The following is a 25,538-nucleotide window of genomic DNA, read 5'->3' on the forward strand; positions in this document are numbered from 1 at the left end:
CTTGTCATCACCGATAGGCCGCCCGTGGTGCGGACTGGCCCGTTTCGGGACGATTTCTAGGGGGACGAGGTGAAAATCGGGTGAGAGGGCGTGGTGAGCGGGACGTTAACCAGGTGACGCCGTCGCGCACCGAATCTGCGGCTGGGCCTTCAGCGTCTGATCGGCCACGACCAGGTCCGGCAGGCTGGCGGGGGCGACGGTCACAGCCTCGGCGAAGGCCTTGGGCAGGTCGTTCGGCGATACCTTCCCGCACATGACGCTGTAGGATCCGGTTTGCGACCATTGTCCCCCGGCGTCCTGGGCGAAAGCCATGATGGACCCCGGCGCCGCCAGCAGAACCTCGACCCGGCCGTCGCCGTCCAGGTCCAGGGTGCGCAGGCGGCAGGGCGCCTCGCTGTTGCAGGTGTACATCAGGGCGTCCTGGCGACCCAGCTGGGCGGTGAAGCTGGGCGGGGTCGTCTGGCCGTCGACCGGCTGGATCCGGGTGCCCGCCAGCCGTTCGTTCCGGTCCTGAACGGAATAGGCTTCGCGATCTACGCGCACGCGTGCCGCCCGCGCCAGCTCGGCAATCTCCGCATCCGGCGACTGTATCAAACGATCAAGCGCAGCCAGCCCCGCCTTGCCGCTGTCGAAGCGCAGGAAGTCATAGTCGAAATCCTTGGCCGCCACGGCCCCGCGCTCCAGCCGCGCGACCTGGTCCTTCGCCGACAGTCGCGCCGGGTCGGCCTGGGGGCTGAACAGGGCCAGGATGACCGCGACCGACAGGACGGCGGCGGCGACATTTGTGCGTTCCAGCGGCTTCATCCAGGGGCCGGGGCGGACGGCGGCGAACAGATAGCCCAGGCCATAGACCGCGCCGATCGCCGCGCAGGCCGTGGCGATGATCCGATCCGGCGTCAGTCCGTGCTGGCCGATGCGCAGCGCCAAGCCCCAGAAGGCCAGACCGACCAGGGGCGCAATCAAGGCCGAGGCGACCCGGACGCCGTAGCGCAGCACCACCGGGGGGCGATGGTCGGGACGGCCGTCCTGATAGGCGGTGTTGATCAGCACGATCAGGGCCGCGGCCGCCGACAGCACCAGGGCCGTTGCGCTGCCCGTCTCCCACAGGCCGTCCAGCCCGGTGAAGGGCAGGGCCGCGAGGAAGCCGCCGACCAGCACGGTGATGACCAGCAGCAGCCAGGACAGCAGCATCAGGGCCACGGTCCGCACGCCCCGGATCAAGCCGTCGCGCACATCAGTCAGATGCACCGCCGTGGCGAAGGCCAGGCTGGTCAGCGGCAGGGAGAACCAGCTCTCTTGCAGCAGGTCGCTGAGGAAGCTGAGCCCGATGATCTTGAACAGGCTGGCCCCGAGCAGAAGCAGCAGCCAGAAGGCGCCGGCGAAGCCGACCGACAGCACCCCCTGCACCCCCGCCATCCAGGCGGCGTCGAAATAGGCCGGGTAGGAGGCCGCCAGCCGGCGCTCGCGGTCGGCCGGCACGACCAGATGATGGGCGATGAACAGGGCCGCCGCCGCAAAGACGAACAGCGGGAAGGTCGCCTCGCGAGCGCCGTCGGCCTGGCGGGCGATGTCGTGCCAGGCCAGCAGGGCCAGCACCAAACCTGCGATCAGGCTCCAGACCACATAGACCCGCAGCCTCAGCTTGCCGACGCCGGACAGCAGGACGGCGGGCAGGAACAAGGCGGTCAGCAGGGCCGGGGCGAACAGGTCGGGATGGCGCTGCGACCAGCTGGCGCTGTCGCCCTCGGTGGCGCGCAGCAGCAGGTACAGGACGATGCCCTGCACCAGGCCGACCGTCAGCCGCACGATGGCGATCCGGCGGCGGTCGCCGTCCGGCGTGGTCCCGCCCCAGCCCGTGCCGAGAATATTCGCCGCTTCGGTGGTCATGACGCGCCCTTTTGTCCGGTTCGGAGCCCGACCTGGGCGCGCCATCTAGCCGGATCGGGGGTGTTCAGGGAAGCGGCGCCTCGATCCGACACGCCCGCGCCAGATAACAGCCGCGCGGGGCGAAATGGATGTGGACCTGGTCCAGGGCCGGATGGTCGAACGCCTCGGCAAGCCGTGCATCCAGATCGGCGCCGTCGATCACCAGCCCCTCGATCATCATGTTGCGCCGGTCATAGAGGCGCAGCGACAGTGGTCGTTTGGTCAGCATCTCCGGCGCCGGTCCGGTGATCGGCGCCTGTTCCACCGCCGACTCGCGCACGAAGATCGGTCCCGAGGCGCGATAGGGCGAGGTCGGGTCGGTCAGATGGGCGTGATTGACCAGCACAAGGGCTTCGCCGGCGTCGGCGTCGCGCAGACTGACCCGGCAGGGGGCGCGGCCGGGGGCGTCGGCGACCCACCGGCGTGCGCCGACGGCGGCTAAGTCTTTATCGGACATGGCGAAATAGGGCGTAAAGGGCGCCAGGGGCAGGGCTTCGATACGGTAGGTCATGCGGGATCTCCGGGGTGAGGTCCTTTGCTTGCGATGATCCGCGCGTGTCGTCTGGCGGCTTCCGGCCGTTGCATCGGCCTCGCCGCGCCCCCACAAAGGCAGGCATGAACGCCCCCTTCAAAGCCCCGCCCCAGTCAGAGCCTGCGGAAGCCCCGCTGTGGGACCTGACCGACCTCTATGGGTCTCGCGACGACGCCCGGATCGCCGCCGACCTGGATCGGGCGCGCGCCCTGGTGGACGAGATGAACGGCCTGCAAGGCCGGCTGGCGGGGCAGGACGGCGATCCGGCTTCCTTGGGCGCCGCGCTGGATCGGGCGATCAGCCTGTATGAACAGGCGTCGGACGTGCTGGGCGCGCTGGGGGCCTACGCCTTCCTGGCGGCCTCGACGGCGCGGGACGACGCAGGGGCGCAGGGGTTCGAGGCGGATGTGCGCGAGAAGATCACGGCCATCGCCACCCCGACCGTCTGGCTGACGCTGGAGATCAACCAGATCGACGACGCCGCCCTGGAGGCCGCGCTTCGGGCCCACGCCGGCGCATCGCGCTGGCGGCCGTGGCTGCGGCGGGTGCGGGCGATGAAGCCCCACGAACTGTCCAGCGAGCTTGAGACCTTCATCGCCGAACGCGGCCCGATCACGGCCCAATGGCCGCGCCTGTTCGACGAGCAACTGGCGGCGCTGCGCGCCAAGGCCGGGAGCGAAAGCCTGACCCTGGCCGAGGCCCTGAACCGGTTGTCCGATCCTAAGCCCGCGCGCCGCAGGGCCGCCGCCGAGGGGCTGTCGGAGGCCCTGGCCGCCCGCGCCCCGACCCTGGCCCTGGTGCTGAACACGGTCGCCGCCGACAAGGCGATGGAGGATCGCTGGCGCGGCTTCAAACGCCCCGCCGACAGCCGCCACCTGGGCAACGAGGTCGACGGCGAGGCGGTGGACGCCATGGCCGAGGCCGTCGCCGCCGCCTATCCGCAGCTGTCGCACCGCTATTATGCGCTGAAGGCCAAGGCCATGGGCAAGGCGCGGCTGGACCACTGGGACCGCAACGCCCCGATCGAGACCACCGCCCCGCGCGCCTTCACCTGGACCCAGGGGCGCGAGATCGTTCTGGACAGTTTCTCCGACCTTGGGGCCGAGTTCGCGGAGCGCGCCGCCGGTTTCTTCGACAAGCCGTGGATCGACGGCCGCGCCCGGCCGGGCAAGCAATCGGGCGCCTACGCCCACCCGGTCACCGCCGACCGCCACCCCTATGTCTTCCTGAACTGGATGGGCGAGCGGCGCGACGTCCTGACCCTGGCCCACGAACTGGGCCACGGGGTGCACCAGACCCTGGCGGCGGACCAGGGCACTCTGTTGGCCGACACCCCCCTGACCCTGGCCGAGACCGCCTCCATCTTCGCCGAGGGTCTGACCTTCGATCGTCTGCTGGCGACAGCGCCCAAGCGCGAGCAGCGCGGCCTGCTGGCCGGGCGGATCGAGGACGGGCTGAACACGGTGGTGCGCCAGATCGCCTTCCACCGGTTCGAGACCCGCTTCCACGACGAGCGGCAGAAGGGCGAGGTCTCGCAGCAGCGGATCAACGAGCTGTGGCTGACCGAGATGGGCGCCTCCCTGGGGCCGGCGGTGGCGCTGAACCCCGGTTACGAGCACTGGTGGGCCTATGTCAGCCACTTCGTCCACTCGCCCTTCTACGTCTACGCCTACGCCTTCGGCGACCTGCTGGTGGCGGCGTTGATGGAGGCGCGACGGGCCGATCCGACCGGGTTCACCCCCCTGTACCGCGACCTGCTGGCCGGGGGCGGGGCCAAGACCTATGTCGAGGCGCTGAAGCCCTTCGGCCTCAATCCGCGCGATCCGGCCTTCTGGAGCGTGGGCTGCAAGCGGCTGGAACGTCTGGTGGATCAGTTCGAAGCGCTGGGGTGAGAGGCTGGCGTCCGGCTGAACCCGCGCTATAGTCGCCTCAACGACAAGACCGAGGGAGTTCTCATGGCCGACGCTCACAATCCCGCCACCGCCGAGGCAGACGCCGACGCGACCGCCTATGTCCGGGGCGGGATGCAGATCAATGAACAGGCGGCGACCTTCAAGCTGTTCATGGATCTGGCCAAATGGGGCTCGCTGGCCGTGGCCTGCCTGCTGCTGTTCCTGACCCTGTGGTTCCATCCGGGCGGCAACCTGATGGCGGCCCTGGTCGGCGCAGTGGTGCTGGGGGGCGTCGGCTTCTTCGCCCTGAGGCCCAAGGCCGACGCGGGCCACTGAGCACCCGTCCGCAACGATGCAATAACGACGCGCTTTGACGGCGTCTTCGGAACCGGCCTAGTCTCGCGTCCCATACAGGAACAAGGGGATTCGCTTGGCCGTCGCTATCGCCGCCACCCGTGAACGTCGCGAAGGCGAGACGCGCTGCGCCGTCACGCCCGAGACGGTCAAGAAGCTGATCGCCCTGGGCGCGACCGTCACTGTCGAGGCCGGGACCGGCCTGGGCTCCTCCATTCCCGACGCCGACTACGCCGCCGCCGGCGCGGCGGTGAAGCCCGACACCCGCGCGGTGCTGGACGGCGCCGACATCGTGCTGAAGGTGCGCGGCCCGACGGCCCAGGAGACCAGCGCGCTCAAGCCCGGCGCAATCGTCATCGCCATGCTGGACGCCTGGCGCGACAAGGCCACGGTCGAGGCCCTGACCGGCGCCAACGCCACCGCCTTCGCCATGGAATTCGTGCCCCGGATCACCCGCGCCCAGGTCATGGACGTGCTGTCGTCCCAGGCCAATCTGGCCGGCTACCGCGCGGTGATCGAGGCGGCCTACGCCTATGGCAAGGGGTTCCCGATGATGATGACGGCGGCCGGCACGGTCGCCGCCGCCAAATGTTTCGTCATGGGCGTCGGCGTCGCCGGGCTTCAGGCCATCGCCACGGCGCGGCGGCTGGGCGCCGTCGTCACCGCCACCGACGTCCGCCCCGCCACCAAGGAACAGGTCGAGAGCCTGGGCGCCAAATTCCTGGCCGTCGAGGACGAGGAGTTCAAGAACGCCCAGACCGCCGGCGGCTACGCCAAGCCGATGTCGCCCGAGTATCAGGCCAAACAGGCCGAACTGACTGCCAGCCATGTGGTCAAGCAGGACATCGTCATCACCACCGCCCTGATCCCCGGCCGCGCCGCCCCGGTGCTGCTGACGGCGGCCCATGTGGCCTCGATGAAGCCGGGCTCGGTCATCGTCGATCTGGCGGTCGAGGCGGGGGGGAATGTCGAGGGTTCGAAGCTGAACGAGGTCGTGACTACCCCGAACGGCGTGACCATCGTCGGCTGGTCCAACCTGCCCGGCCGCATCGCCGCCGACGCCAGCGCCCTGTACGCCCGCAACCTGTCGGCCTTCGTCGGGCTGATGATCAAGGACGGGGTTCTGGCCGTGGATCTGGAGGACGAGATCCTGAAGGCGGCCGTTGTGACGCACGGCGGGGCCGTGGTGCATGAGGGGGTGAGGGGATGATATCTCGGCAAGTTCGACGAGCTCTCACCATCCTTTCTCTTACTACCATGGTCGGTAGTTCGCTCCTGATTGTCCTGGGAGTGGTAGTCACGGTCTATGCCGAGATGACAGGACCACGACTTTCGGATGGTCCCTTCACAATGTTCTTGGAGGGGCGGTTGGGCGGCTTGCTCATGGGGCTGCTGACGAGTGCAGTTTTGCGAACCTTGCTCAGCATTGACGCACGTCTGGAGCAGAAGGCCTGACCATGGAACATGTCGATCCCACCGTCTTCCGCCTGGCCATCTTCGTCCTGGCCATCTTCGTCGGCTATTATGTCGTCTGGAGCGTGACCCCGGCCCTGCACACGCCGCTGATGGCCGTGACCAATGCGGTGTCCAGCGTCATCATCGTCGGCGGCCTGATCGCGGCGGCGGCTGTGTCGGGCGATGCGACCGGCCCCAGCGCCTGGATCGCCAAGGGCGCAGGCGTGGCGGCCGTGACCCTGGCGAGCGTCAACATCTTCGGCGGCTTCATGGTCACCCGGCGGATGCTGGCCATGTACAAGAAGAAGGAGCGGCCGGCTCCCAAGGGCGCAGCATGATCGATCCCGCGCAGATCGCCATAACCGGCTCCTGGATCGCCACCGGCGTCGGCTTCGGCCTGTGGCTGTACGGCTGGTTCGGGACGAAACTGCCGCTGAAGCGTCAGCGGCTGCACGACTGCGGCATCGCCCTGGTCTTCTCGGCCATACTGGTCCGGGTCGTGAGCCAGGAGCGGCCGCTGGGTGTTTTTGAATGGGCCCTGTTCTTCATCGGCCCGTTGTTCATCGCCGCCGCCCTGTGGCGGCTGGCGCGCACGTCTTGAGGGGAGGGGCGTGATGAACGCATCGTTGGCCGCACTGGCCTATCTGGTTTCCGGCGTCCTGTTCATCCTGTCGCTGCGCGGCCTGTCCAGTCCCGAGACCAGCCGCCAGGGCAACACCTTCGGCATGATCGGCATGGCCCTGGCCATCGGCGTGACCCTGCTGACCCTGGGAACCACCGGGGCGCTGGACGCCGTCACCCTGGCCCTGATCGCGGGCGGGGTCGTCGTCGGCGGCGGGACCGGCGCCCTGATCGCGCGGCGCGTCGCCATGACCGACATGCCCCAGCTGGTCGCCGCCTTCCACAGTCTGGTCGGCATGGCCGCCTGCCTGGTCGCCATCGGCGCCGTCTATGCGCCCGAGGCCTTCGGAATCCTGTCCGAGGACGGGACGGGCATAAAGACCCTGTCGATCATCGAGCTGTCGCTGGGCGTCGCCATCGGGGCCATCACCTTCACCGGCTCGGTCATCGCCTTCGCCAAGCTGAACGGCAACATGAGCGGAGCGCCCATCATCCTGCCGGCGCGGCACCTGATCAATGTCGGCCTGGGTCTGGGCCTGGTCTTCCTGATCGGGATCCTGATCGGCACCGGCGGGGCGGCGACCTGGGCCTTCTGGGGCGTCTTCCTGATCGCCCTGGTGCTGGGCGCGACCCTGATCGTCCCCATCGGCGGCGCCGACATGCCCGTCGTGGTGTCGATGCTGAACTCCTACTCCGGCTGGGCGGCGGCGGCGCTTGGCTTCACGCTGGAGAATATCGCCCTGATCATCACCGGCGCCCTGGTCGGCAGTTCCGGTGCGATCCTGAGCTACATCATGTGCAAGGGCATGAACCGCAGCTTCATCAGCGTCATCCTGGGCGGCTTCGGCGGCGCCGACGCGGCGGCCGGTCCCGCCGGCGCCAAGGAGACGCGGCCCGTCAAACAGGGCTCGGCCGAGGACGCCGCCTTCATCATGAAGAATGCGTCCAAGGTCATCATCGTGCCCGGCTACGGCATGGCGGTGGCCCAGGCCCAGCATGCGCTGCGCGAAATGGCCGACAAGCTGAAGGAGGAAGGCGTCGAGGTGAAATACGCCATCCACCCGGTCGCCGGCCGGATGCCCGGCCACATGAACGTCCTGCTGGCCGAGGCCAACGTTCCCTATGACGAGGTGTTCGAGCTGGAGGACATCAACGCCGAGTTCGCCACCGCCGACGTCGCCTTCGTCATCGGCGCCAACGACGTCACCAACCCCGCCGCCAAGACCGACCCCCAGTCGCCGATCTACGGCATGCCGATCCTGGACGTGGAAAAGGCCGGGACCGTGCTGTTCATCAAGCGCGGCATGGGCTCGGGCTATGCGGGGGTGGAGAACGAGCTGTTCTTCCGCGACAACACCATGATGCTGTTCGCCGACGCCAAGAAGATGGTCGAGGGGATCGTGAAGGCGCTGTGAGGCTCCACTGTCGTCATCCTGGGTACGAGGCCCAGGATGACGGGTTGAGCGCGCAGCTTCATATTCCGTCATCCGGTGAAGCAGGCAGATGAAGCTAAAGGGCGCGCCGCCCATCGTCTCGCCAACCGCTGAAACCTCTATCGCCCGAGCTTGACCGGCGCTATCACGCGTCCGTGAACGCGCTGTCCAAACCCGCCCCCGTCGCCCATCGCCGTTTCGAGGCGCTCGATTCCCTGCGCGGGGTGTGCGCCATCCTGGTCGTCATGTTCCACATGCCGGTCGCCAGCCACTGGCGGACCTGGGACTTCATCCAGCACGCCTATCTGTTCGTCGATTATTTCTTCGTCCTGTCGGGCTTCGTCATCGCCCATGCCTATGCCGAGCGGCTGAAGACGGGTGCGGACGCCGGGCGGTTCATGGTGCGGCGGTTCGGGCGGATCTGGCCGATGCACGTGCTGATGCTGGCGGCCTATGTCGGCCTGGAGCTGGCGCGTCTGGCCTTCCATTTCGATAGTGCGGCGCCGTTTACCGGGGACCGGTCGGTGTGGGCCATCTTCACTAATCTGGCCCTGATCCAGGCCTGGCATGTCCATCCGCATCTGACCTGGAACGGCCCGTCCTGGACCCTGAGCGCCGAATGGGCCTGTTATCTGATCTTCGCCGGTCTGGTGCTGGTCGCGCCCAAGCGGTTCCGCTGGATCGGCCTGGTGCTGGCCATCGTCGGCGGCGTTCTGGTGGTCAGCTACGCCCGGCGCTGGATGAACACCACCTATGACTTCGCCGTGCCGCGCGCGGTCTACGGCTTCTTCCTGGGCTGCCTGTTGCAGGGTCTATGGATGAACATCCCGCGCCTGAAGGGGCTGGCGGCCACGGGGCTGGAGATCGCGGCCGTCGTCGCCGTCTGCCTCTTTGTGGCCTGGGCCGAGGGGCCGGTGACGGTGGCCGTCACCCTGGTCTTCGTCCTCCTGGTCTGGGTGTTCGCGGGCGAGGAGGGGCGGGTGTCGCGGCTGCTGGACCATCCGGCGCTCGTGACCCTGGGGCGCTGGTCCTTCTCTATCTACATGGTCCACATGTTCATCCTGACCGTGATGCTGATCATCGCGCGCAAGCTGGACTGGATGCCGGGCGGGCGGCGCGTCGATTTTGGCTCGGTCTGGCTGAACGACCTGTTCGCGCTGGGCCTGTTCGGCTTCATCGTCGTGGTCGCGGTCGTGGCGCACAATCGGGTCGAACGCCCGGCCCAGCGCCTGATCGACCGCTGGACCAAGCCCAAGGCGGCCTGAACCCTAAGAGGCCGCGTTCAGGCCGCCATCAGCCAGGGCGTTTCCGCCGGGTCCGACCGCGCCTCGTCCCACAGGGCGTCTTCGTCCGAATAGCGGGCGATGGCGGCGGCGGAGATGACGTCCACCACCTGTTCTTCCAGCCGATCCCAGATGACGGCCAGATCTGACGACCCGTCGGCCTCGCACGGCACGATCAGATAGCGGTTGGCGTTGACGGCGGTGTTCGGTTGGAAGCGAGCCATTTGATGATCTCCTGAAGCGGTCGGCCTCTTGTCGATGATTGTGTTATGGCGCACTGTTGCGTCAGAAACGGACGTATCATTTCAGGAGCGGCGGTGAGACACGACAAGGCGGCCATGGTGATCGACCTGGCGCGGCGCATGGCCGCCAGCGCCGAAGGCCTGACCATCGACGAGATGGCGCGCGACATGCGCGTCGGCCGCCGCACCGCCGAACGGATGCGTGACGCCGTCCTCATGCTGTTCCCCCAGGTGGAGGAGGTGTCGGATCCGCCGTCGAAACGCTGGCGCATCCGCGGCGGCCTGTCCGCCTTCGAACAGGCGCCGACCGCGACCGAGATGCTGGAACTGGCCAAGGCCGCCTCGGCCCTGCGCGCCGCCGGCGAACCGGCCCGCGCGGCGGCGCTGGAGGCGCTGGAGCGCAAGCTGAAGGCGGCGATGCGCTCCACCACCCTGAACCGGATGGCCCCGGACCTGGAGGCCCTGGTTCGGGCCGAGACCATCGCCGTCCAGGCCGGCCCGCGCCCGTCGGCGGACGAGGGGTTGCTGACCGCCATTCGCGGGGCGGTGCTGGCGCAGCAGCCGCTGGGCTTCACCTATTCCCGACCGGGCGCCGAGCCGCGCAGGCGGACCGTCGCCCCCTGCGGCGTCATGTTCGGCCGGGCCAACTATCTGGTCGCCGCCGACCGGGAGACGGGCCGCATCCAGACCTTCCGCCTGGACCGGATGACCCATGTCGCCCCGCAGGACGGGGTGGCGGTCCCGCCCGCCGATTTCGACCTGGGCGTCTTCGCCAGCCAGTCCTTCGGCATCTATCAGGACGAGATCGAGGATGTGGTGCTGCGCATCGCCCCCGAGGGTGCGGCCGAGGCGAAGAGCTGGCGCTGGCACCCGACCCAGTCGTTCGAGGATCAGGCGGACGGCGCCGTCATCGTGCGGTTCCGCGCCTCGGGCATGCGCGAACTGGCTTGGCACCTGTTCACCTGGGGCGAACAGGCCATGATCCTGGCGCCCGAGCGGCTTAAGGCCGTCATGGCCGGGGAACTGGCGGCGGCCGGGCGCGCTCTGGACGCGGCCCGCGCATGACCAAGGCTTAAGGTGACGCTGTCGCCGGCCCTCGCTATCGCAGGCCTGACCTGTTGGAGAACTTCATGCGTCTGAAGACGGCCCTCATATGCGCCGCCCTTGTCGGCTTTTCGACCGTTGCGGCCTGCGCTTCGCCCGCCGTCGTCGCGTCGCAAGACCCGAGCATGGCCGGAGACGGCCGCGTCGACGTGTCGGTCGAACGCAACGGTGATCGCTGGACGGCGGAGTATGTGCTGGATCGTGACGCCCCGGCCTGGGCCTTCTTCCGGTCGGCTCTGCTGCGCGAGAGCCGCCAGCCTTGGCGTCCGGCCTGGTGGCGGGTGGAGACGCCGGGCGTCGTGCTGGAGCGGATCGGCGATTACGACGTGCTGCGCTCGACCGACGGCGGCCCTGTGCCGCGCAATGTCCGCATCGCCATGACGCCGCGCCCCGGCGATCTGGAGGCGGAGTATGATCCGGCGCTGGTGTTCTCGGACGGGACGGTGGCGCTGTTCTCCGGTCAGTTCGACGTCATCCCGCTGGAGTCCGCCACCGCCGCCCGCGCCCTGCCGCGCGACCTGAACGGCGTCGATGTGCCCGGCGGCCCGGCCAGCGTGACCTGGCGTGACCGCGCCGGCCCGGTGCTGTTCAAGGGCGAACGCGCGGCCCAGGTCACGGCCGTTGACGCCCAGACCTATGTCCTGTTCGGCGACGCCACGACCCGCCGGGGCGAAGGGATCACCACCGTCATCGATCCCGGTCTGCCGCGCTGGCTGGGCGAGGAACTGGCCGGCTTCACACCCCGCGTCATGGCCTATTACGCCCAGCGCCTGGGTCGGGCTCAGGGCGAGGCGCCGACCCTGATGGTCAGCTGGACCGGCCCGACCAGATCCCTGTCCAGCATGGGCGGCAGCGTTCTGCCGGGGCTGATCTCGATGAATTTCGAAGGGGAGGGGGTGCTGGACCCCGACGCCCAGGCCCTGGCCCGGGCCCACTGGTTCATCGGCCACGAAGCGGCGCATTTCTGGCTGGGCTCTCAGGGGCTGAAATACCAGTACGCCCGCGAGGCCTGGATCACCGAGGGCGGGGCCGACTTGATGGCCGTGCGCGCGCTGAAGGCCATCGACCCCGCCTATGACGACCGGGCCGAGTTGCAGCGCGAGGTGGACGACTGCGTCACCCTGGCGGCGGGCAAGCCCGTGGCCTCGGCCGGCGACCGGGGCGACAACCGCGCCTATTACGCCTGCGGCGCCGTCTGGGGCCTGGTCATCGAAGCGGCGGAACGACGCGCGGGCGGCGGCGACTTCTTCGACGTGGTCGCCGATTTTCAGCGCCGCGACAATGACGACGGGGTGCTGAGCCGCGACGAATGGCTGGGCGCCCTGACCCGCCTGTCGCGCGACCCCACCCTGGCCAACGACATCTCGACCATGCTGGACCAGGGCGTCGCCAACCCTTCCGCTGTCATCGCCCGCCTGTTCCAGCGCACCGGCGTCGCCTTCCGCCTCGACAACGGCCGGGTGATCCTGATCTGACGGTTTGACGCGGATCAAGGCGGGACGGGGCCGAAGGGCGCATCCAGACTCCGGCAACAAGGAGCACCGCCATGACCTATGCGAGCCTGATGGTCTATGTGGATGACGAGGCCGACAATGTCGCGCGGATCGGTTTCGCGCGCGATCTCGCCGCCATTCACGACGCGACCCTGATCGGGATCTCCGTCAGCGAGCCCGAGCCGCCGCTGGTCGACGCCTATGTCGCCGGGGGAATGGCCGGTGAAATCCTGGCCCTGCGCCGGGACCAGGCCGACGGCGAACTGTCCGCCGCCAAGGCCCGTTTCCTCGAAGCCATGAAGGACACCGGCATAGATCACGAATGGCGGGCGGAGACGGGCTATCCCGCCTCCTGTGTCGCACGCCATGCGCGGGCGGCCGACCTGATCCTGGTGGGGCGTGACGCCGGGCGTCTGCCCTATCGTGCGCCGGACGCGGGCGACCTGATCATGAACATCGGCCGGCCCGTCCTGGTCGCGCCGCCCCGGGCCTCGGCCGCGCCGGTCGATGGGGTCGTCCTGGTGGCGTGGAAGGAAGGGCGCGAGGCTCAGCGCGCCGTCGCCCCCGCCTTGCCGCTGATGAAACAGGCGCGCGAGGTCAAGGTGGTCGAGATCTGCGCCTCGGCCGACGCGGCCGCCGCCGCCGCGCGGGTCGCCGACGTCGCCGCCTGGCTGCGCCGCCACGGCGTCGTCGCCGAAAGCGAGGCCAAGGTGCGCGACGAACGCCCCGCCGGCGACCGCATCCTGGCCCTTGTCGAACAGACCGGCGCCAATCTGATCGTCGCCGGCGCCTGGGGCCATTCCCGGATGCGGGAATGGGTGCTGGGCGGCGTCACCCAGGCCCTGCTGAACCGCAGCCAGTCCTGGCTTCTGCTGAGCCACTGAGGCCTCAGCGGTCCTCGCGGGCGTGGAAGATGCGGGCGACGACGACGGCGTCCGCATCGACGCGGTATTGGACGACGTAGCCGCTGTCGCCGAAGCGGATGTAAAGCTCGCGGTGATCTTCCTTTTCCCGTCCCGTGAACGGCGTGCGGAGTAGAAGGGATACGGATTGGGTGATTGCCTGAAACGCGCGCAGGGCGGCGCGTAGATTGCGGTCGGCCAGAAAGGCGGCGAGGCGTCGCCTGTCACGAACCGCCTGTTCCGAGAAGCGGAGTTTCACCGTCGGGCGTCGAGGCGCGCCTTTAGGTCCGTTTCGAACGCCGTCGACCATTCCTCGAAGGTTTCGTAGACGCCCGTGCGATCATATTCGGCCAGAGCTTCCGCCGCGGTCGGACCCTCTGGAGGCGCGGCGTGAAGCCCGGTCAGCCCCGCTTCGAAAGCAACTTGGTCTTCTCTGACGCCACATAAGTTCTCTGTAAGCGTCCTGTCCAGGACAGCGACGGCATAGGCTTCCGGCGTCATGCCCGCCGCATGCGCGGCGGCCTTGAGCCGCTCAAGCGCCTCGTCGGTCAGGGGCAGGGTCAGGACATGATCGGCCATAATTTGCAGTCTGTCACAACTATGAGTTGTTGTGAACTCACATCGCCGCGAACGGGTACGGGCTGACCGATTTGGACCAGTCGTCCACCGCCAGCGGCCGGTCGATGGGCGCCGCAGCGCGTTCGGCGCAGGGATGGCGGTGGCACAGGCGGCAGGCGGGGCCGATGGGGGTGACCTCGGGCCGTTCCAGATCCAGGCCGTGGGCGTAGGCGAGCCGGTGGGCGTGGCGCAGCTCGCAGCCCAGGCCGACGGCCAGATCGTGGGCGTCGCCATAGCCGTCCTGGCCCTGGCGTTCGACCGTGCGGGCGAAGGTGAACCAGCGCCCGCCATCTGGCGTCTCGATGATCTGGGTGATGATCCGGCCCGGCGTGCGGAAGGCCGAGTGCAGCCGCCAGCGCGGGCAGGCGCCGCCGAAGCGCGAGAAGGGGAAGGCGCCGGCGGCATAGCGTTTGGAGATATTGCCCGCCTGATCGACCCGCATCAGGAAGAAGGGCACGCCCCGCGCCGTCGGCCGCGACAGGGTTGTCAGCCGATGCGCCGCCTGTTCGTAGCTGACCCCGAAGCGGGCCTGGAGCCGCGCCAGATCATATCCGGTCTCTTCCGCCGTGCGCTGGAAGGCGGCGTAGGGCATCAGGATCGCGGCGGCGAGGGTATTGGTCAGGGCCACCTTCAGCAGGGATCGCGTCGGGCCGTCCGGGGCGTTCGCGGCCTGGACCATGGCGTTCAGGGCCGGGCCCTGCTCGGCCAGGGCCAGTTGATAGGCGATGGCGAAGGCGCGCGACGACGGGCCCAGGGCCTCGGACAGCAGCAGGCGGCGGCGGTGCAGGTCGTAGCGGCGGGTCCATTCCACCATGACCTCGGCCGGCAGGGTGCGGACGCCCAGATCGTGTTTCGCCGCCAGCCGCTGGCGCGCGGCGGGTTCGAAACCGTCGGCGTGGGCCGGCACCTCGGCCGCCAGGGCCTCGGCCAGGGCCTCGCCCATCTGGTCCAGTTCAGGGAAGTGGTTGCCGCGCGACTGGATATATTCGCGAACCCATTCGGCCGGGCTGGTGTCCACCAGGCCTTCGCCGTTCTCGGCGGCGGCGCGGGCCCGGGCGCGGCCGTCGTCGAAGGCCTGGTACAGGCGCAGCATGGCGTCGGCGACGCCGGGCGCCTCTTCCAGCAACTGCACCAGTTCGTGGCGGGGCAGGGACAGGCCCGCGAACAGAGGGTCGGTCAGAACTTCGCCCAGCCGCGCCTCGTCCGCCGCCCCGCCCTGGTTCAGGCTGCGCAGATCGACGTCATAGGTCTCAGCCAATCGCAGCAGCAGTTGGGCCGAAACGGGCCGCTGATTGCGTTCTATGTGGTTGAGATAGCTAGGCGAAACGCCTAGGTCGGCCGCCATGGCCGTCTGAGTCAGAGCCAGGTCGCGCCGCAGCCGCTTCAGCCGGGCGCCGAGGAAAAGCTTGCGATCAGCGGCGATTTCCATGGTCGGAGAATGTCACATTATGACTGACTATGCAAAGTCATGATATGACAAACTGACATCAATACGAGCTTAGACACTGTGTCATTCGTGACTTCAGCGTGTTCTTGTCTCCGAGACGGCGGCTGCGGCCGCGCCATTCAGAGACCGAGTTCGACCATGACCACCTTCGCCGACCTGGTTCCTTCGCCCGCCGGCCGTTTCGACGGCATCGAGCGCCCCTATACGCCGGAAGACGTTCTGCGCCTGCGCGGCTCCGTGCCGATCACCCACACCCTGGCCGAGCGCGGCGCCAACCGTCTGTGGCAGTTGCTGCACGACGAGCCCTTCATCAACGCCCTGGGCGCCGTCACCGGTAACCAGGCCATGCAGATGGTCCGCGCCGGGCTGAAGGCCATCTATCTGTCAGGCTGGCAGGTCGCGGCCGACGCCAACACCGCTTCGGCCATGTATCCGGACCAGTCGCTGTACCCGGCCAACGCCGCGCCGGAACTGTGCCGCCGCATCAACCGCACCCTGCAGCGCGCCGACCAGATCGAGCACGCCGAGGGCGGCGCCAAGCGCGACTGGTTCGCCCCGATCGTCGCCGATGCGGAAGCCGGCTTCGGCGGCCCGCTGAACAGCTTCGAGATCATGAAGGCCTTCATCGAGGCGGGCGCCGCCGGCGTCCACTTCGAGGACCAACTGGCGTCGGAGAAGAAGTGCGGCCACCTGGGCGGCAAGGTCCTGATCCCCACCCAGGCGCATGAGCGCAATCTGGTCGCCGCGCGTCTGGCCGCCGACGTCATGGGTACGCCGACCATCACGGTCGCCCGCACCGACGCCGAAAGCGCCCAGCTGATCACCTCGGACATCGACGAGCGCGACCAGCCCTTCATCGACCGCGAAAACCGCACCCCCGAGGGCTTCTTCCGCCTGAAGGAGGGCACGGGCCTGGATCATTGCATCGCGCGCGGCCTGTCCTACGCCAACATCGCCGACCTGCTGTGGTGGGAGACCTCACACCCGGACCTGGACGACGCGAAGAAGTTCGCCGAGGCCGTGCAGAAGAAGCACCCCGGCAAGCTGATGGCCTACAACTGCTCGCCCTCCTTCAACTGGAAGGCCAAGCTGGACGACGCCACCATCGCCAAGTTCCAGCGCGAGCTGGGGGCCATGGGCTACAAGTTCCAGTTCGTGACCCTGGCCGGCTTCCACGCCTTGAACAACTCGATGTTCGAGCTGGCGGACGGCTATCGCGATCGCGGCATGGCGGCCTATTCCGAGCTGCAGCAGCGCGAGTTCGCCAACGAGGCCGCCGGCTACACCGCCACGCGTCACCAGCGCGAAGTCGGCACCGGCTATTTCGATCAGGTCGCCACGGTCATCTCCAACGGCACGTCCTCGACGACGGCGCTGAAGGACTCGACCGAGACCGCCCAGTTCACCCACGCGGCTTAAGGCCCCCTCAGCTTAAGGCCCCCTCAGCTTAAGGAAAGGAACCTCCATGGAACCGCTGACCCGAACCGAAGCCATCATCGACTTCTGCCTGGCGCCCCTGGCGCTCGACACCGGCACCGAGGCCGAACGCGAGGTGCGCCGTCGCATGACCCATGTGCTTCGAACCTATCAGGCCAAGGTCGCCAAGCCGATCGCCGTGGACTTCTCGTCCATGCCGTCCCAGGTGATCAACGAGGCCGCGCACGGCTACGAATAGGCCGTCCCGCGCAAGGAAAAGGCCCGCTCCGATCGCTCGGGGCGGGCCTTCGTCCGTCTGAACGGGTTTAGCGCGACGAAGACGGCGAGGTGTTCAGCGAGGCCGTCGGCGACGGCGCGGGCGTCTGCGTCAGGGTGACCGAAACCGGCGAAACCGCGGCGGGGGGCGTGCTGGCTTCTTCGGGATCGCCGACCGTGATCGAGGTCGTGAGCACCGCCTGGGTGGTGCAGGTGGCCAGGTCGCGTGCGACGTGACGGCCCAGGCAGAACATGTCCTCATAGGCGGGGCGCGAGGCGGCCAGGCACTGGAACAGCATCAGTTTGGACATGTTCAGGCAGAATTCGCTGTTCGTCTCGACCACCAGGGCGTCGGTATTGGCCCGGGCCTCGTCGCCGGCGGCCCCGAGAGCGGCCAGGGCGGCGATGGCCAGCGACCGCGTCAGGGCCGGCGTATAGGGCGGCGCCTTGCGCGACGCCTCGATCGACAGACCCTGGCCGGTGTTGGCGGCCGTGAACAGACGGCTCGATTCATCGCCGGAAGGCAGCATGGTCGCCGCCGACAGGGTCTTGGCGCCCTCCAGCCGAACTTCGCGGTTGGGCACGTGGGTGACGGCCCAGCGACGGCGCGGATCGTTGCGTTCCTGAACCGTATAGGCGTCAGCCTCGACGGCCTCGGCGATGGCGCGCATCGCGACGGCGTCCTTGCCGATGGTGGCGGTGATCAGGCCCGCCGCAGCGTCGGCGCCGGGCAGGGTGGCGGCATAGGCCGGATCGGCGACGATCTGGGCGATCATCTGCTGGCGCTGGACGGGATCGGCGGCGAACTGGCGCACCCCAGCCACGAACTCGGGCGACTGAAGCGCGATGATCGAGCCGTAGGCGATCAGGCCGCGCGACAACTGGGCCGGCTCATACGAGGCGCCCTTGCGGATGGCGGCCTGGATGGATTCGGCGTCCGGGAAGCCGCCCGGCTGGATGGTCTCGGCCTCCCGCAGGAAGGCGACATAGATCGAGGCCGCCTGGGCCACGCCCTCGTTCAGCGAAACCGGCGGCGGAGGCGGCGGGGGAGGCGGGGGCGCCTCTGGCTCCTTGGTGGTGCAACTCGCCAGGAAAACAGCGGCTGCCAGGGCGGCGATCGACAGGCCGCGGGTCATGAAGGCCTTGGGCATAGGGGCGCGTCCACAGAACTATGGCCCCGGACGGGGCGTGTACTTGAAGCCGCTTATAACGTGAGGAAAGTGGTTTGCCGAAGATTAATCGAACAACTTCGACACGGATTCTTCGTTGGCGATCCGCCGGATAGCTTCACCGATAAGCGGAGCCACGGAAACCCTGCGGATTTTCGGGCACTTCAGGACTTCATCGGGTTGTTCGATGGAGTCGGTGATCACCAGTTCCTTCAGCGGCCCGTCGGTGATGCGCTGCACGGCGGGGCCGGACAGAACGCCGTGGCTGATATAGGCCGAGACCTCGGTGGCGCCCTGATCAATCAACGCCTTGGCCGCGTTCACCAGGGTGCCGCCCGAATCGACGATGTCGTCGAACAGGATGCAGCTTCGGCCTTCGACGTCGCCGATGATGTTCATGACCTCGCTTTCGCCCGCCTTGGGGCGACGCTTGTCGACGATGGCGAGGTCGGCGTTCAGGCGGCTGGCCAGCGATCGGGCGCGCACCACGCCCCCGACGTCGGGCGAGACGATCATCAGGTCGTCGCCGCGCGCATAATTCTCGCGGATGTCCTGGGCCAGGACCGGCGTGGCGACCAGATTGTCGGTCGGAATGTCGAAGAAGCCCTGGATCTGGCCGGCGTGCAGATCCATGGTCAGCACCCGGTCGGCGCCGGCGCGGGTGATCAGATTGGCGACCAGCTTGGCCGAGATGGGCGTGCGGCCGCCGGTCTTACGGTCCTGACGCGCATAGCCGAAATAGGGCATGACGGCCGTGATCCGACGGGCGGAGGCGCGCACCAGCGCATCCGTGATGATCAGCAGCTCCATCAGATTGTCGTTGGCCGGATAGCTGGTCGACTGAAGGATGAAGACGTCCTCGCCGCGGACGTTCTCCTCGATCACGGCGAAGACCTCATTGTCGGCGAACCGCTTGACCTGGGCCTTGGTCAAGGGGGCGTCCAGATGGTCGGCGATGGCCTGAGAGAGGCCGCGGTTGGAGTTGCCTGAGAGCAGCTTCATCGGCTGGTCATCCTTTCGCCGTCATCCGACCCCCATGAACGGCGGTCGGTTGGCGCGCTCTTTACCAGCGGTGCCGGGCAGGGCAAGTCGTGTGCGGAGAGTTTTCGTCGGCATGGCGCGGTCCGGTCGTGGGTGCTAGAGAACGCCGCGTTCGTTTCCGAAGCCAGGCCGAGGGTCTGTCTTTGCTCGTCATGGGGTCATCCTTGTCCGTTTCCAAGATCCGTTCCGGCCTGGTGCTGATGGCTGCGGCCGCCGCCGCAATGACAATCGCGGGCTGCGCCGGCAACGCACGACCCAAGCTCGCCTATGAGGAACGGCCGGTCGAGGCCCTGTACAACACCGGCTACCAGCGCCTGGAACAGCGCCGCTGGGCCGACGCCGTCGACTATTTCCAGGAGGTGGAACGCCAGCATCCCTATTCGGACTGGGCGCGCCGCTCGATCCTGATGCAGGTCTACGCCTTCTATCAGAACAATAATTACGCGGACGCCATCGCGGCTTCGGACCGGTTCATCTCCCTGTTCCCGGGCAATCCCTCGGCGGCCTACGCCTTCTACATGAAGGCGGTCTGCAACTTCGAACAGATCACCGACGTGGGTCGCGACCAGGGCTACGCCAACGCCGCCCTGGCCGGGCTGAAGGACGTGGCGCGCCGCTATCCGGGCACGCCCTACGCCAGCGACGCCGCCGTCAAGATCGACATGGTCAACGACCAGCTGGCCGGCAAGGAAATGAACATCGGCCGCTATTACCAGCGCGCCAACCAGCCGCTGGCGGCCCTGAACCGCTACAAGGCCGTCATCGCCAACCCCGAGTTCCAGCGCACCTCCCACACGCCCGAGGCCCTGTACCGCCTGGTCGAGGTCAATCTGCAGCTGGGCCTGAAGGAAGAGGCGACCCGCAACGGCGCCGTCCTGGGCTACAACTTCCCCGGCAGCCCCTGGTACGCCGAGGCCTACGCCCTGCTGACCGAAAACGGCCAGACCCCGGACAAGGCCCCCGAGGCCAAGCGCGAATCCTGGCTGCAGCGGATCATCCCCGGCTGACCCGCCGAAGACTGTCGCCGGAAAGCCTTGTGCATTTCAGCACATCTCCCGATTCTGTCGGCGTGATCCTGATTCGTTCCACCGGCGACCACCTGCCATGCTGACCGCCCTTTCCATTCGCGACGTCGTCCTGGTCGACGTGCTGGATCTCGACGTCGAGACCGGCCTGACCGTGCTGACCGGCGAGACGGGGGCGGGCAAGTCGATCATTCTGGACGCCCTCGGTCTGGCCCTGGGCGGGCGCGGCGACGCCGGCCTGGTGCGCCACGGCGCCAAACAGGCCGTGGCCACCGCCATCTTCAGCGCCCCGGACGATCCCGACCTGCTGGCCCTGATCGCCGACAAGGGGTTCGAGGTCCAGCCGGGCGAGGACCTGATCCTGCGCCGGGTGCTGAACGCCGACGGCCGCAGCCGGGCCTATGTCAACGACCAGCCCGCCGGGGTCACGGCCCTGCGCGAGATCGGCGCCGCCCTGGTCGAGGTTCACGGCCAGCATGAGACCGTCGGCCTGCTGGACTGGCGCACCCACCGGGGCTCGCTGGACGCCTATGGCGGTCTTCAACCCCAGCTCCAGGCCGTCGCCGCCGCCTCGACAAAGCTGAAGGCCGCCGAGGCGAAACTGGCCGAGCTGAAGGCCCAGGCCGCCGACGCCGCCGCCCGCGTCGAGGAGATCACGCTCAACCTGTCCGAACTGGACGCCCTGGACCCTCGCGCCGACGAGGAGACGGAACTGGCCGGCGAACGCGCCCTGCTGGGCGCCGCCGAAAAAGCCATCGCCGACCTGGCCGACGCTCGCACCCAGCTGGGCGGCGACAAGCTGAGCCAGAAACTGGGCGCGGCCCTGCGCGCCGTCGAACACGCCCGCCAGCGCGCCGGCCAGGCGGGGGCCGAGGGCGACCATCCGGTCATCGTCAAACTGTCCGCCGCCGTCGAGGCCATCGACCGCACCATGGTCGAGGCGGCCGAAGCGGTCGCCGCCGTGGACGCCGCCGCCGACGCCTTCGACTATGAGCCCGGCCGCCTGGACAAGGCCGAGGAACGGCTGTTCGCCCTGCGCGCCGCCGCCCGCAAGTTGAACACCACGGTCGACGCCCTGCCGTCGCTGCGCATCCGCCTTCGCGAGCAGCTGCGCCTGATCGAGGACGGCGAGGAGGCCCTGGCCAACGCCGGCCGCGAAGCCGCCGAGGCCGCCGAATCCTACGATTTAGCCGCCACCTTCCTGACCTCGGCGCGCGAGGCGGCGGCCGACCGCCTGACCGCCGCCGTCATGGGCGAACTGGGCCCGCTGAAGCTGGAGCGCGCCCGGTTCCGCGTGGCGCTGGAGCCGATCGAGGGCCGGCGCGGCCCCGACGGGGTCGAGACCGTGCGCTTCCAGATCGCCACCAACGCCGGAACCGATTTCGGGCCGCTGGACGCCATCGCCTCGGGCGGCGAACTGGCCCGTTTCGCCCTGGCCATGAAGGCCGCCCTGGCCAGCCGCGAGGACATGCGCCAGCCGGTGATGATCTTCGACGAGGTGGACCAGGGCGTCGGCGGCGCCGTGGCCGAGGCCGTCGGCTCGCGCCTGAAACGCCTGTCCACCGGCGCCCAGGTCCTGGTCGTCACCCACAGCCCCCAGGTCGCCGCCCGCGGCCACGCCCACTGGAAGGTGATGAAGGCCGACCACGAGGGGATGACCACCACCACCGTCGTCGCCCTGGACGACGCGCGGCGTCAGGAAGAGATCGCGCGGATGCTGTCGGGGGCGGAGATCACCGATGAGGCGCGGGCGGCGGCGCGGGCGCTGATCGGGTAGGGGTGTTGGAGGCGGCTTCTGACTCAAACAAGCAGTTGGGAGTGTCTGCTTTCGGGCAACCGGCCTCCGTGATCGCATCTCACAGAACCAACGACGATCTCCGACGACGATTTCGGTGCACACGCAAGTGCGCGTTCCGGGCTGCATTGGCTGATGGTGGCCGCTAGCCGTCGCCTGCTCTCAAGTCCGGCTCCTCGGCGCAGATCGCTGCGAGGAAATCGATGAAGTTCCGCACGCGTGAGGGCATGCGTCGGCCGGCAGCGGTGACGGCGTTGATCGGGAAAGCGGGCGGTGCATGCTCTTCCAGAATTTGGACGACCTGACCGGAGGCCAGCTCATCCGTGAACAGCCAGCTCGCGTGATGGGCGATGCCGAGGCCTGCCAGGACCGCGCCGCGGACATGCTCGGCGTCATTGGTTCGAAACGCGCCCCCGCCATCCACCGTCACCAGCCTGCCGTCTACATGGAACCCCCACCCGACGATGTCGCCCTGGTAAACATAGCCGATACGTTGGTGGCTGCGGAGTTCGTCCAGCGATCGCGGCGTGCCGTGCTGGGCGAGATAGCCGGCTGAGGCCAGGGTAATCATTCGCATGTCGCCGATGCGCCTGGCGACGAGGCTTGAATCCGAAAGCCGACCGATACGGATCGCGACGTCAATGCCTTCCTCGATAAGGTCGACATGCCGGCCGGAGACTTCCATCTCGATCGCGACGTCGGGAAAACGGGCACGGAATTCGAGCAGCCGGGGAATGACGAACATCCTCCCGAAGGCCGGCGAGAGGGTCACGCGGACCAGACCTGAAGGGGCCGACTGACCCTCAAGGACTCGCTCTTCGACTGTGTCGAGATCCTGCAGGATCCGCACGGTGGCCTCGTAATAGTCCTGTCCGGCGGGCGTCACGGCGAGGGCGCGAGAGTTTCTCGCGAGCAGTTGCGTCCCAAGCCGCGCCTCAAGCGCGGCGAGCTGTTTGCTGACCGTCGGCTGGCTGACATTCAGGTCTCGCGCGGCTTGTGAAAAGCTCCCGCTTTCGACGACGCGCACGAACATTCGCATCGCATCCAACTTGTCCATCGCTGATATTCCTGGAGAGGATAGAAGGCATAGCGGGTCCCGGTCTTACCAGAACCTACCTATATTCTAGAGATGAGGCCGAAAGGACGGCGCTCGGAGCGCCCGGCCTGAACAGCGTTTGGACCTACGAGACGCCGCTGGACGCGGTCGCCGACATCGCGGGGCGCCTCGCCTTCTATTCCGATCGCGTTTCCATCAGCCTGCAAGACTAGCTAGCGCCAGCGCGGTGCGCCCCCACCGGCATATGCCTAAGAAGAATATAAGTCATTCATTTTGGCTCAATAGCATTCTCAAATGGCATGCATCATCTTCGTTTCGAACGCTCCTCCCAAGGAGTCAAAACCAAGGTGCTGCTATGACAATGAAGATTTACGGCGATCCCGGCTCGGGCAGTCTGCGGCGCGTGACCACGGCCGCCCGGATCATGGGCGTCGACCTGGAACGCGTGAAGGTTGACCTGTTCAAGGGCGAAAGCCAGACGGACGACTTCAAGTCACGGCTGAACCCGCACGGTCTGACGCCGGTGCTGGAAGATGGAGGTTTTGTTCTCTACGAGGCCAGCGCGATCAATCTGTATCTGGCCGGCAAGGTCAATTCCCCCCTCGCCGGAACGACCGAGACCGAGCGCTTCGAGGTCCTTCAATGGATGTTCTGGTCCGGCGAGCAGTGGCGCATTTTCGCGACGGCCCTCTTTGACGAGCGGGTCGGCAAGACGGTCATGGGCCTGCCAAAGGACGAAGCCGTCATCGCCTTCGCCGAGGGCAAGATGCGCGCCGCGGCCAGGGTGCTCGACCAGCACCTTGAGGGCCGCAGGTTCATGGTTGGCGATGCCTTGACCTTGGCCGATATCGATATCGCGGGTCCCTTCTCCCAGATCGATCGTTCAAAGCCTCCGCTGCGGGACTATCCGAACCTGATGGCCTGGCACGACAATCTCCTGGAGTCAGTCCCGGCCTGGGCCGAGACGAAGGCCGAGGTCGACAACCGCATCGACACCTTCCTAGCGGGCGTCGGCGTCACGCTCTGAAACGGAAACCGCCAGTCGGCCGACGTCGCGGCGCCGTCAGGGGTACGCAGCGACAGAGCTGGCTGGCGCGCGCATCCCGGAACCGCAGACTTCGCAATTCACCTGACGAAAAGTGGCCGAGACGATCAACCGCGTGCTGGCCGGCGGACAATGAAATCATGAGCGCGAATATGCCGACTGTGGAACACGAACTCTTCTGGATTAGCGGCAGCCCCTATGCGTGGCGGGTGCAACTGGCGCTCGGTTACAAGGACCTGCCCTATGTCTCCCGGCGCATGGACTCGGCCAGGCAGGAGAACCGCTCCCCTGAATTCCTCGAGCTCAATCCGCGTGGCAAGGTGCCTGTGCTGAAGACGGGCGAGACGGCCCTCTACGAATCCGTGGCGATCATCGCCTTCCTGGATCGCACCTATCCCGCCGTGCCGCTGTTCGGTCGGACAGGGGAGGAGCACGGCCGCATCTGGCAGCGGGTCAACGAGTTCGAGAACTATACTCGCGATCTCCTCGACGTGGAGATCATCCGCCCGCTCTTGCGCGGCCACGCCAAGGACGATCCCGAGGGGATGCGCGCGTCCGCCGCGCGTGCGATCGATGCGCTTGGCTGGATGGAGCAAGCCCTGTCGGTCGCGCCTTACCTGGCCGGAGAGGTCATCAGCGCGGCGGACATCGTGGCGCTGCCAAACATCCAGATGCTGCGGCGGGTCGGGCTGCGTTCGGAAGCCGCCGAGATGGCGCTTGGCCTCGAAGACCTGGGCTCCCGTCTGCCGGCTTTGGCCGCGTGGCTCTCGAGAATGGAGACAATGCGGGGCTATGAGGCCGCTTATCCACCGCATTGGCGGAGTTAAGCAGAGCGCCCTTTGATCAGACGTTGATCATCACTCTGGCAGCGGTCTGCGTTCGCGCCGCTTGTCGCAAGCCGGTTGATCGACATGGTGTTCGTCGCCCAGCAGGCGTCAGCCTTTGCTGGGCGACGACCGCGAACAGCTGAATGCCGATGCACCACGTCGGATCGATGGCGCCATCAGCCTGCTCGCGCGCGCCCGGGTGGTCGGTCGCGTCCGACAGGCCGTAAGTGACCTCCACCGCCATTCCACGCCTTGCCGGCGTGAGTGTCTGGCATGTGGGCCGACAATAATGTCTGCTCCTGGCGCAAGTCGGCAATGACTCGAGCAAGAGCTTCGAGCATGCCGCCCTAATTCCCGAAAGGATGTCGTTGGATTTCAAGCGCGCGAGATCCGGGATTCCCAATCGACCTGACACGCTTCAAACCTGCCCTATAATCCCCGCCGGTCTTTGAAAAACGTGAAGTCTCGTCCATCGCACCCTTTGCACATGGCGCCGTTTCGCCTGTGCACGTGCAATCGCCGGAACGGCGCCTCGGCCAAAGTGCACTATCTACACCCTGTTTTTTCGTCTCCGCCGCCGTGGGC

Annotated in this window: 27 protein-coding genes; 17 read left to right on the forward strand and 10 right to left on the reverse strand. The window is 67.8% G+C overall.

The annotated features are described in order from the left end of the window. Positions 1-105: 105 nt before the first annotated feature. Together ACP7CK_RS01925 and ACP7CK_RS01930 are read right to left on the reverse strand one after the other, a co-directional pair. The gene (locus ACP7CK_RS01925; protein ID WP_426024960.1) at positions 106-1,887 is read right to left on the reverse strand and encodes a DUF4153 domain-containing protein; all 1,782 of its coding nucleotides are present in this window, start codon (positions 1,885-1,887) and stop codon (positions 106-108) included. 64 nt (positions 1,888-1,951) lie between these two features. Next, positions 1,952-2,437 carry a DUF1203 domain-containing protein gene (locus tag ACP7CK_RS01930; protein ID WP_426024961.1) on the reverse strand — a complete coding sequence of 162 codons (486 nt, stop codon included), beginning with the start codon at positions 2,435-2,437 and terminating at the stop codon, positions 1,952-1,954. A gap of 104 nt (positions 2,438-2,541) precedes the next feature. Between ACP7CK_RS01930 and ACP7CK_RS01935 the strand changes: the two genes are divergently transcribed. The 7 genes from ACP7CK_RS01935 (at position 2,542) to ACP7CK_RS01965 (ending at position 9,478) form a co-directional block, all read left to right on the forward strand. Then, positions 2,542-4,350, forward strand: coding sequence for a M3 family oligoendopeptidase (locus ACP7CK_RS01935; RefSeq protein ID WP_426024962.1), 1,809 nt, complete (start codon positions 2,542-2,544; stop codon positions 4,348-4,350). A gap of 63 nt (positions 4,351-4,413) precedes the next feature. Next, positions 4,414-4,686 (forward strand): aa3-type cytochrome c oxidase subunit IV, encoded by a 273-nt coding sequence (locus tag ACP7CK_RS01940; RefSeq protein ID WP_426024963.1) that lies wholly within the window; start codon positions 4,414-4,416, stop codon positions 4,684-4,686. 94 nt (positions 4,687-4,780) lie between these two features. Continuing rightward, complete coding sequence (locus ACP7CK_RS01945) at positions 4,781-5,914, forward strand: Re/Si-specific NAD(P)(+) transhydrogenase subunit alpha (RefSeq protein ID WP_426024964.1); 1,134 nt, start codon at positions 4,781-4,783, stop codon at positions 5,912-5,914. A 247-nt stretch (positions 5,915-6,161) separates the two neighbouring features. Continuing rightward, positions 6,162-6,497: an NAD(P) transhydrogenase subunit alpha gene (locus ACP7CK_RS01950; protein WP_035307110.1), complete on the forward strand. Its 336-nt coding sequence runs from the start codon at positions 6,162-6,164 to the stop codon at positions 6,495-6,497. Then, the gene (locus ACP7CK_RS01955) at positions 6,494-6,760 is read left to right on the forward strand and encodes a hypothetical protein (RefSeq protein WP_035307111.1); all 267 of its coding nucleotides are present in this window, start codon (positions 6,494-6,496) and stop codon (positions 6,758-6,760) included. The genes ACP7CK_RS01950 and ACP7CK_RS01955 overlap by 4 nt, the downstream gene beginning before the upstream one ends. A 13-nt stretch (positions 6,761-6,773) precedes the next feature. Continuing rightward, the gene (locus tag ACP7CK_RS01960) at positions 6,774-8,195 is read left to right on the forward strand and encodes an NAD(P)(+) transhydrogenase (Re/Si-specific) subunit beta (RefSeq protein WP_426024965.1); all 1,422 of its coding nucleotides are present in this window, start codon (positions 6,774-6,776) and stop codon (positions 8,193-8,195) included. A 173-nt stretch (positions 8,196-8,368) separates the two neighbouring features. Next, complete coding sequence (locus tag ACP7CK_RS01965; RefSeq protein ID WP_426024966.1) at positions 8,369-9,478, forward strand: acyltransferase family protein; 1,110 nt, start codon at positions 8,369-8,371, stop codon at positions 9,476-9,478. A gap of 17 nt (positions 9,479-9,495) precedes the next feature. Here ACP7CK_RS01965 and ACP7CK_RS01970 read toward each other — a convergent pair whose 3' ends face one another. Then, complete coding sequence (locus ACP7CK_RS01970; protein ID WP_035307121.1) at positions 9,496-9,720, reverse strand: hypothetical protein; 225 nt, start codon at positions 9,718-9,720, stop codon at positions 9,496-9,498. 93 nt (positions 9,721-9,813) lie between these two features. Between ACP7CK_RS01970 and ACP7CK_RS01975 the strand changes: the two genes are divergently transcribed. The 3 genes from ACP7CK_RS01975 to ACP7CK_RS01985 all read left to right on the forward strand — a co-directional run bounded on the left by ACP7CK_RS01975 (position 9,814) and on the right by ACP7CK_RS01985 (position 13,219). Next, entirely contained in the window at positions 9,814-10,803 is a 990-nt protein-coding gene (locus tag ACP7CK_RS01975) for a helix-turn-helix transcriptional regulator (RefSeq protein ID WP_426024967.1), read from the forward strand. A 65-nt stretch (positions 10,804-10,868) separates the two neighbouring features. Beyond that, a complete protein-coding gene (locus ACP7CK_RS01980; protein WP_426024968.1) occupies positions 10,869-12,317 on the forward strand; it encodes a hypothetical protein in 1,449 nt (482 codons plus the stop codon). A 71-nt stretch (positions 12,318-12,388) separates the two neighbouring features. Further along, positions 12,389-13,219 (forward strand): universal stress protein, encoded by an 831-nt coding sequence (locus tag ACP7CK_RS01985; protein WP_426024969.1) that lies wholly within the window; start codon positions 12,389-12,391, stop codon positions 13,217-13,219. A gap of 4 nt (positions 13,220-13,223) precedes the next feature. Here ACP7CK_RS01985 and ACP7CK_RS01990 read toward each other — a convergent pair whose 3' ends face one another. From ACP7CK_RS01990 to ACP7CK_RS02000, 3 genes are read right to left on the reverse strand one after another with little or no spacing between them, the layout of a single operon-like run. Continuing rightward, on the reverse strand, positions 13,224-13,496 hold the full coding sequence (locus ACP7CK_RS01990; protein ID WP_426024970.1) for a type II toxin-antitoxin system RelE/ParE family toxin: 273 nt from the start codon (positions 13,494-13,496) through the stop codon (positions 13,224-13,226). Next, positions 13,493-13,816: a hypothetical protein gene (locus tag ACP7CK_RS01995; RefSeq protein WP_292150639.1), complete on the reverse strand. Its 324-nt coding sequence runs from the start codon at positions 13,814-13,816 to the stop codon at positions 13,493-13,495. Before ACP7CK_RS01995 ends, ACP7CK_RS01990 begins: the two co-directional genes overlap by 4 nt. Before the next feature lie 37 nt (positions 13,817-13,853). Further along, positions 13,854-15,284: a helix-turn-helix domain-containing protein gene (locus tag ACP7CK_RS02000; RefSeq protein ID WP_426024971.1), complete on the reverse strand. Its 1,431-nt coding sequence runs from the start codon at positions 15,282-15,284 to the stop codon at positions 13,854-13,856. A gap of 156 nt (positions 15,285-15,440) precedes the next feature. Here ACP7CK_RS02000 and aceA point away from each other — a divergent pair, with 156 nt between their 5' ends. Further along, positions 15,441-16,721, forward strand: a complete 1,281-nt coding sequence (gene aceA, locus ACP7CK_RS02005; RefSeq protein WP_292150636.1) for an isocitrate lyase — start codon at positions 15,441-15,443, stop codon at positions 16,719-16,721. Between the two features lie 46 nt (positions 16,722-16,767). Beyond that, positions 16,768-16,977, forward strand: coding sequence for a hypothetical protein (locus ACP7CK_RS02010; protein WP_008262023.1), 210 nt, complete (start codon positions 16,768-16,770; stop codon positions 16,975-16,977). Between the two features lie 67 nt (positions 16,978-17,044). On the opposite strand, the gene ACP7CK_RS02015 is transcribed toward ACP7CK_RS02010, so the two are convergent. Next, positions 17,045-18,145 carry a hypothetical protein gene (locus ACP7CK_RS02015; RefSeq protein ID WP_426024972.1) on the reverse strand — a complete coding sequence of 367 codons (1,101 nt, stop codon included), beginning with the start codon at positions 18,143-18,145 and terminating at the stop codon, positions 17,045-17,047. A gap of 84 nt (positions 18,146-18,229) precedes the next feature. After that, positions 18,230-19,165 (reverse strand): ribose-phosphate pyrophosphokinase, encoded by a 936-nt coding sequence (locus ACP7CK_RS02020; RefSeq protein ID WP_008261436.1) that lies wholly within the window; start codon positions 19,163-19,165, stop codon positions 18,230-18,232. Positions 19,166-19,356: 191 nt separating this feature from the next. Here ACP7CK_RS02020 and ACP7CK_RS02025 point away from each other — a divergent pair, with 191 nt between their 5' ends. Together ACP7CK_RS02025 and recN are read left to right on the forward strand one after the other, a co-directional pair. Beyond that, the gene (locus ACP7CK_RS02025) at positions 19,357-20,211 is read left to right on the forward strand and encodes an outer membrane protein assembly factor BamD (protein WP_292150702.1); all 855 of its coding nucleotides are present in this window, start codon (positions 19,357-19,359) and stop codon (positions 20,209-20,211) included. Positions 20,212-20,308: 97 nt separating this feature from the next. Then, the gene (gene recN, locus ACP7CK_RS02030; protein WP_426024973.1) at positions 20,309-22,006 is read left to right on the forward strand and encodes a DNA repair protein RecN; all 1,698 of its coding nucleotides are present in this window, start codon (positions 20,309-20,311) and stop codon (positions 22,004-22,006) included. 163 nt (positions 22,007-22,169) lie between these two features. Here the strand turns inward: recN and ACP7CK_RS02035 are convergent, their stop codons facing one another. Beyond that, complete coding sequence (locus ACP7CK_RS02035) at positions 22,170-23,081, reverse strand: LysR substrate-binding domain-containing protein (protein ID WP_426024974.1); 912 nt, start codon at positions 23,079-23,081, stop codon at positions 22,170-22,172. On the opposite strand from ACP7CK_RS02035, the gene ACP7CK_RS02040 reads away from it, so the two are divergent. From ACP7CK_RS02040 to ACP7CK_RS02050, 3 genes are all read left to right on the forward strand, one after another. Next, positions 23,021-23,293 (forward strand): DUF427 domain-containing protein, encoded by a 273-nt coding sequence (locus tag ACP7CK_RS02040; protein WP_426024975.1) that lies wholly within the window; start codon positions 23,021-23,023, stop codon positions 23,291-23,293. The genes ACP7CK_RS02035 and ACP7CK_RS02040 overlap by 61 nt on opposite strands. A gap of 149 nt (positions 23,294-23,442) precedes the next feature. After that, a complete protein-coding gene (locus ACP7CK_RS02045) occupies positions 23,443-24,108 on the forward strand; it encodes a glutathione S-transferase family protein (protein ID WP_426025423.1) in 666 nt (221 codons plus the stop codon). 158 nt (positions 24,109-24,266) lie between these two features. Further along, entirely contained in the window at positions 24,267-24,953 is a 687-nt protein-coding gene (locus ACP7CK_RS02050; RefSeq protein ID WP_292150707.1) for a glutathione S-transferase family protein, read from the forward strand. A gap of 16 nt (positions 24,954-24,969) precedes the next feature. Here the strand turns inward: ACP7CK_RS02050 and ACP7CK_RS02055 are convergent, their stop codons facing one another. Next, positions 24,970-25,197 (reverse strand): hypothetical protein, encoded by a 228-nt coding sequence (locus ACP7CK_RS02055; RefSeq protein ID WP_426024976.1) that lies wholly within the window; start codon positions 25,195-25,197, stop codon positions 24,970-24,972. Between the last annotated feature and the right edge of the window lie 341 nt (positions 25,198-25,538).

This window comes from Brevundimonas sp. TSRC1-1, assembly GCF_049898245.1.
Classification (GTDB): domain Bacteria; phylum Pseudomonadota; class Alphaproteobacteria; order Caulobacterales; family Caulobacteraceae; genus Brevundimonas; species Brevundimonas mediterranea_A.

Excerpts from the sequence above, each read along its gene's own strand:
- ACP7CK_RS01925 (WP_426024960.1), bottom strand. The coding sequence starts at position 1,887 with ATGACCACCGAAGCGGCGAATATTCTCGGCACGGGCTGGGGCGGGACC.
- ACP7CK_RS01930 (WP_426024961.1), bottom strand. The coding sequence starts at position 2,437 with ATGACCTACCGTATCGAAGCCCTGCCCCTGGCGCCCTTTACGCCCTAT.
- ACP7CK_RS01935 (WP_426024962.1), top strand. The coding sequence starts at position 2,542 with ATGAACGCCCCCTTCAAAGCCCCGCCCCAGTCAGAGCCTGCGGAAGCC.
- ACP7CK_RS01940 (WP_426024963.1), top strand. The coding sequence starts at position 4,414 with ATGGCCGACGCTCACAATCCCGCCACCGCCGAGGCAGACGCCGACGCG.
- ACP7CK_RS01950 (WP_035307110.1), top strand. The coding sequence starts at position 6,162 with ATGGAACATGTCGATCCCACCGTCTTCCGCCTGGCCATCTTCGTCCTG.
- ACP7CK_RS01955 (WP_035307111.1), top strand. The coding sequence starts at position 6,494 with ATGATCGATCCCGCGCAGATCGCCATAACCGGCTCCTGGATCGCCACC.
- ACP7CK_RS01960 (WP_426024965.1), top strand. The coding sequence starts at position 6,774 with ATGAACGCATCGTTGGCCGCACTGGCCTATCTGGTTTCCGGCGTCCTG.
- ACP7CK_RS01970 (WP_035307121.1), bottom strand. The coding sequence starts at position 9,720 with ATGGCTCGCTTCCAACCGAACACCGCCGTCAACGCCAACCGCTATCTG.
- ACP7CK_RS01980 (WP_426024968.1), top strand. The coding sequence starts at position 10,869 with ATGCGTCTGAAGACGGCCCTCATATGCGCCGCCCTTGTCGGCTTTTCG.
- ACP7CK_RS01985 (WP_426024969.1), top strand. The coding sequence starts at position 12,389 with ATGACCTATGCGAGCCTGATGGTCTATGTGGATGACGAGGCCGACAAT.
- ACP7CK_RS01995 (WP_292150639.1), bottom strand. The coding sequence starts at position 13,816 with ATGGCCGATCATGTCCTGACCCTGCCCCTGACCGACGAGGCGCTTGAG.
- ACP7CK_RS02000 (WP_426024971.1), bottom strand. The coding sequence starts at position 15,284 with ATGGAAATCGCCGCTGATCGCAAGCTTTTCCTCGGCGCCCGGCTGAAG.
- aceA (WP_292150636.1), top strand. The coding sequence starts at position 15,441 with ATGACCACCTTCGCCGACCTGGTTCCTTCGCCCGCCGGCCGTTTCGAC.
- ACP7CK_RS02010 (WP_008262023.1), top strand. The coding sequence starts at position 16,768 with ATGGAACCGCTGACCCGAACCGAAGCCATCATCGACTTCTGCCTGGCG.
- ACP7CK_RS02015 (WP_426024972.1), bottom strand. The coding sequence starts at position 18,145 with ATGCCCAAGGCCTTCATGACCCGCGGCCTGTCGATCGCCGCCCTGGCA.
- ACP7CK_RS02020 (WP_008261436.1), bottom strand. The coding sequence starts at position 19,165 with ATGAAGCTGCTCTCAGGCAACTCCAACCGCGGCCTCTCTCAGGCCATC.
- ACP7CK_RS02025 (WP_292150702.1), top strand. The coding sequence starts at position 19,357 with ATGGGGTCATCCTTGTCCGTTTCCAAGATCCGTTCCGGCCTGGTGCTG.
- recN (WP_426024973.1), top strand. The coding sequence starts at position 20,309 with ATGCTGACCGCCCTTTCCATTCGCGACGTCGTCCTGGTCGACGTGCTG.
- ACP7CK_RS02035 (WP_426024974.1), bottom strand. The coding sequence starts at position 23,081 with ATGGACAAGTTGGATGCGATGCGAATGTTCGTGCGCGTCGTCGAAAGC.
- ACP7CK_RS02045 (WP_426025423.1), top strand. The coding sequence starts at position 23,443 with ATGAAGATTTACGGCGATCCCGGCTCGGGCAGTCTGCGGCGCGTGACC.
- ACP7CK_RS02050 (WP_292150707.1), top strand. The coding sequence starts at position 24,267 with ATGAGCGCGAATATGCCGACTGTGGAACACGAACTCTTCTGGATTAGC.
- ACP7CK_RS02055 (WP_426024976.1), bottom strand. The coding sequence starts at position 25,197 with ATGGCGGTGGAGGTCACTTACGGCCTGTCGGACGCGACCGACCACCCG.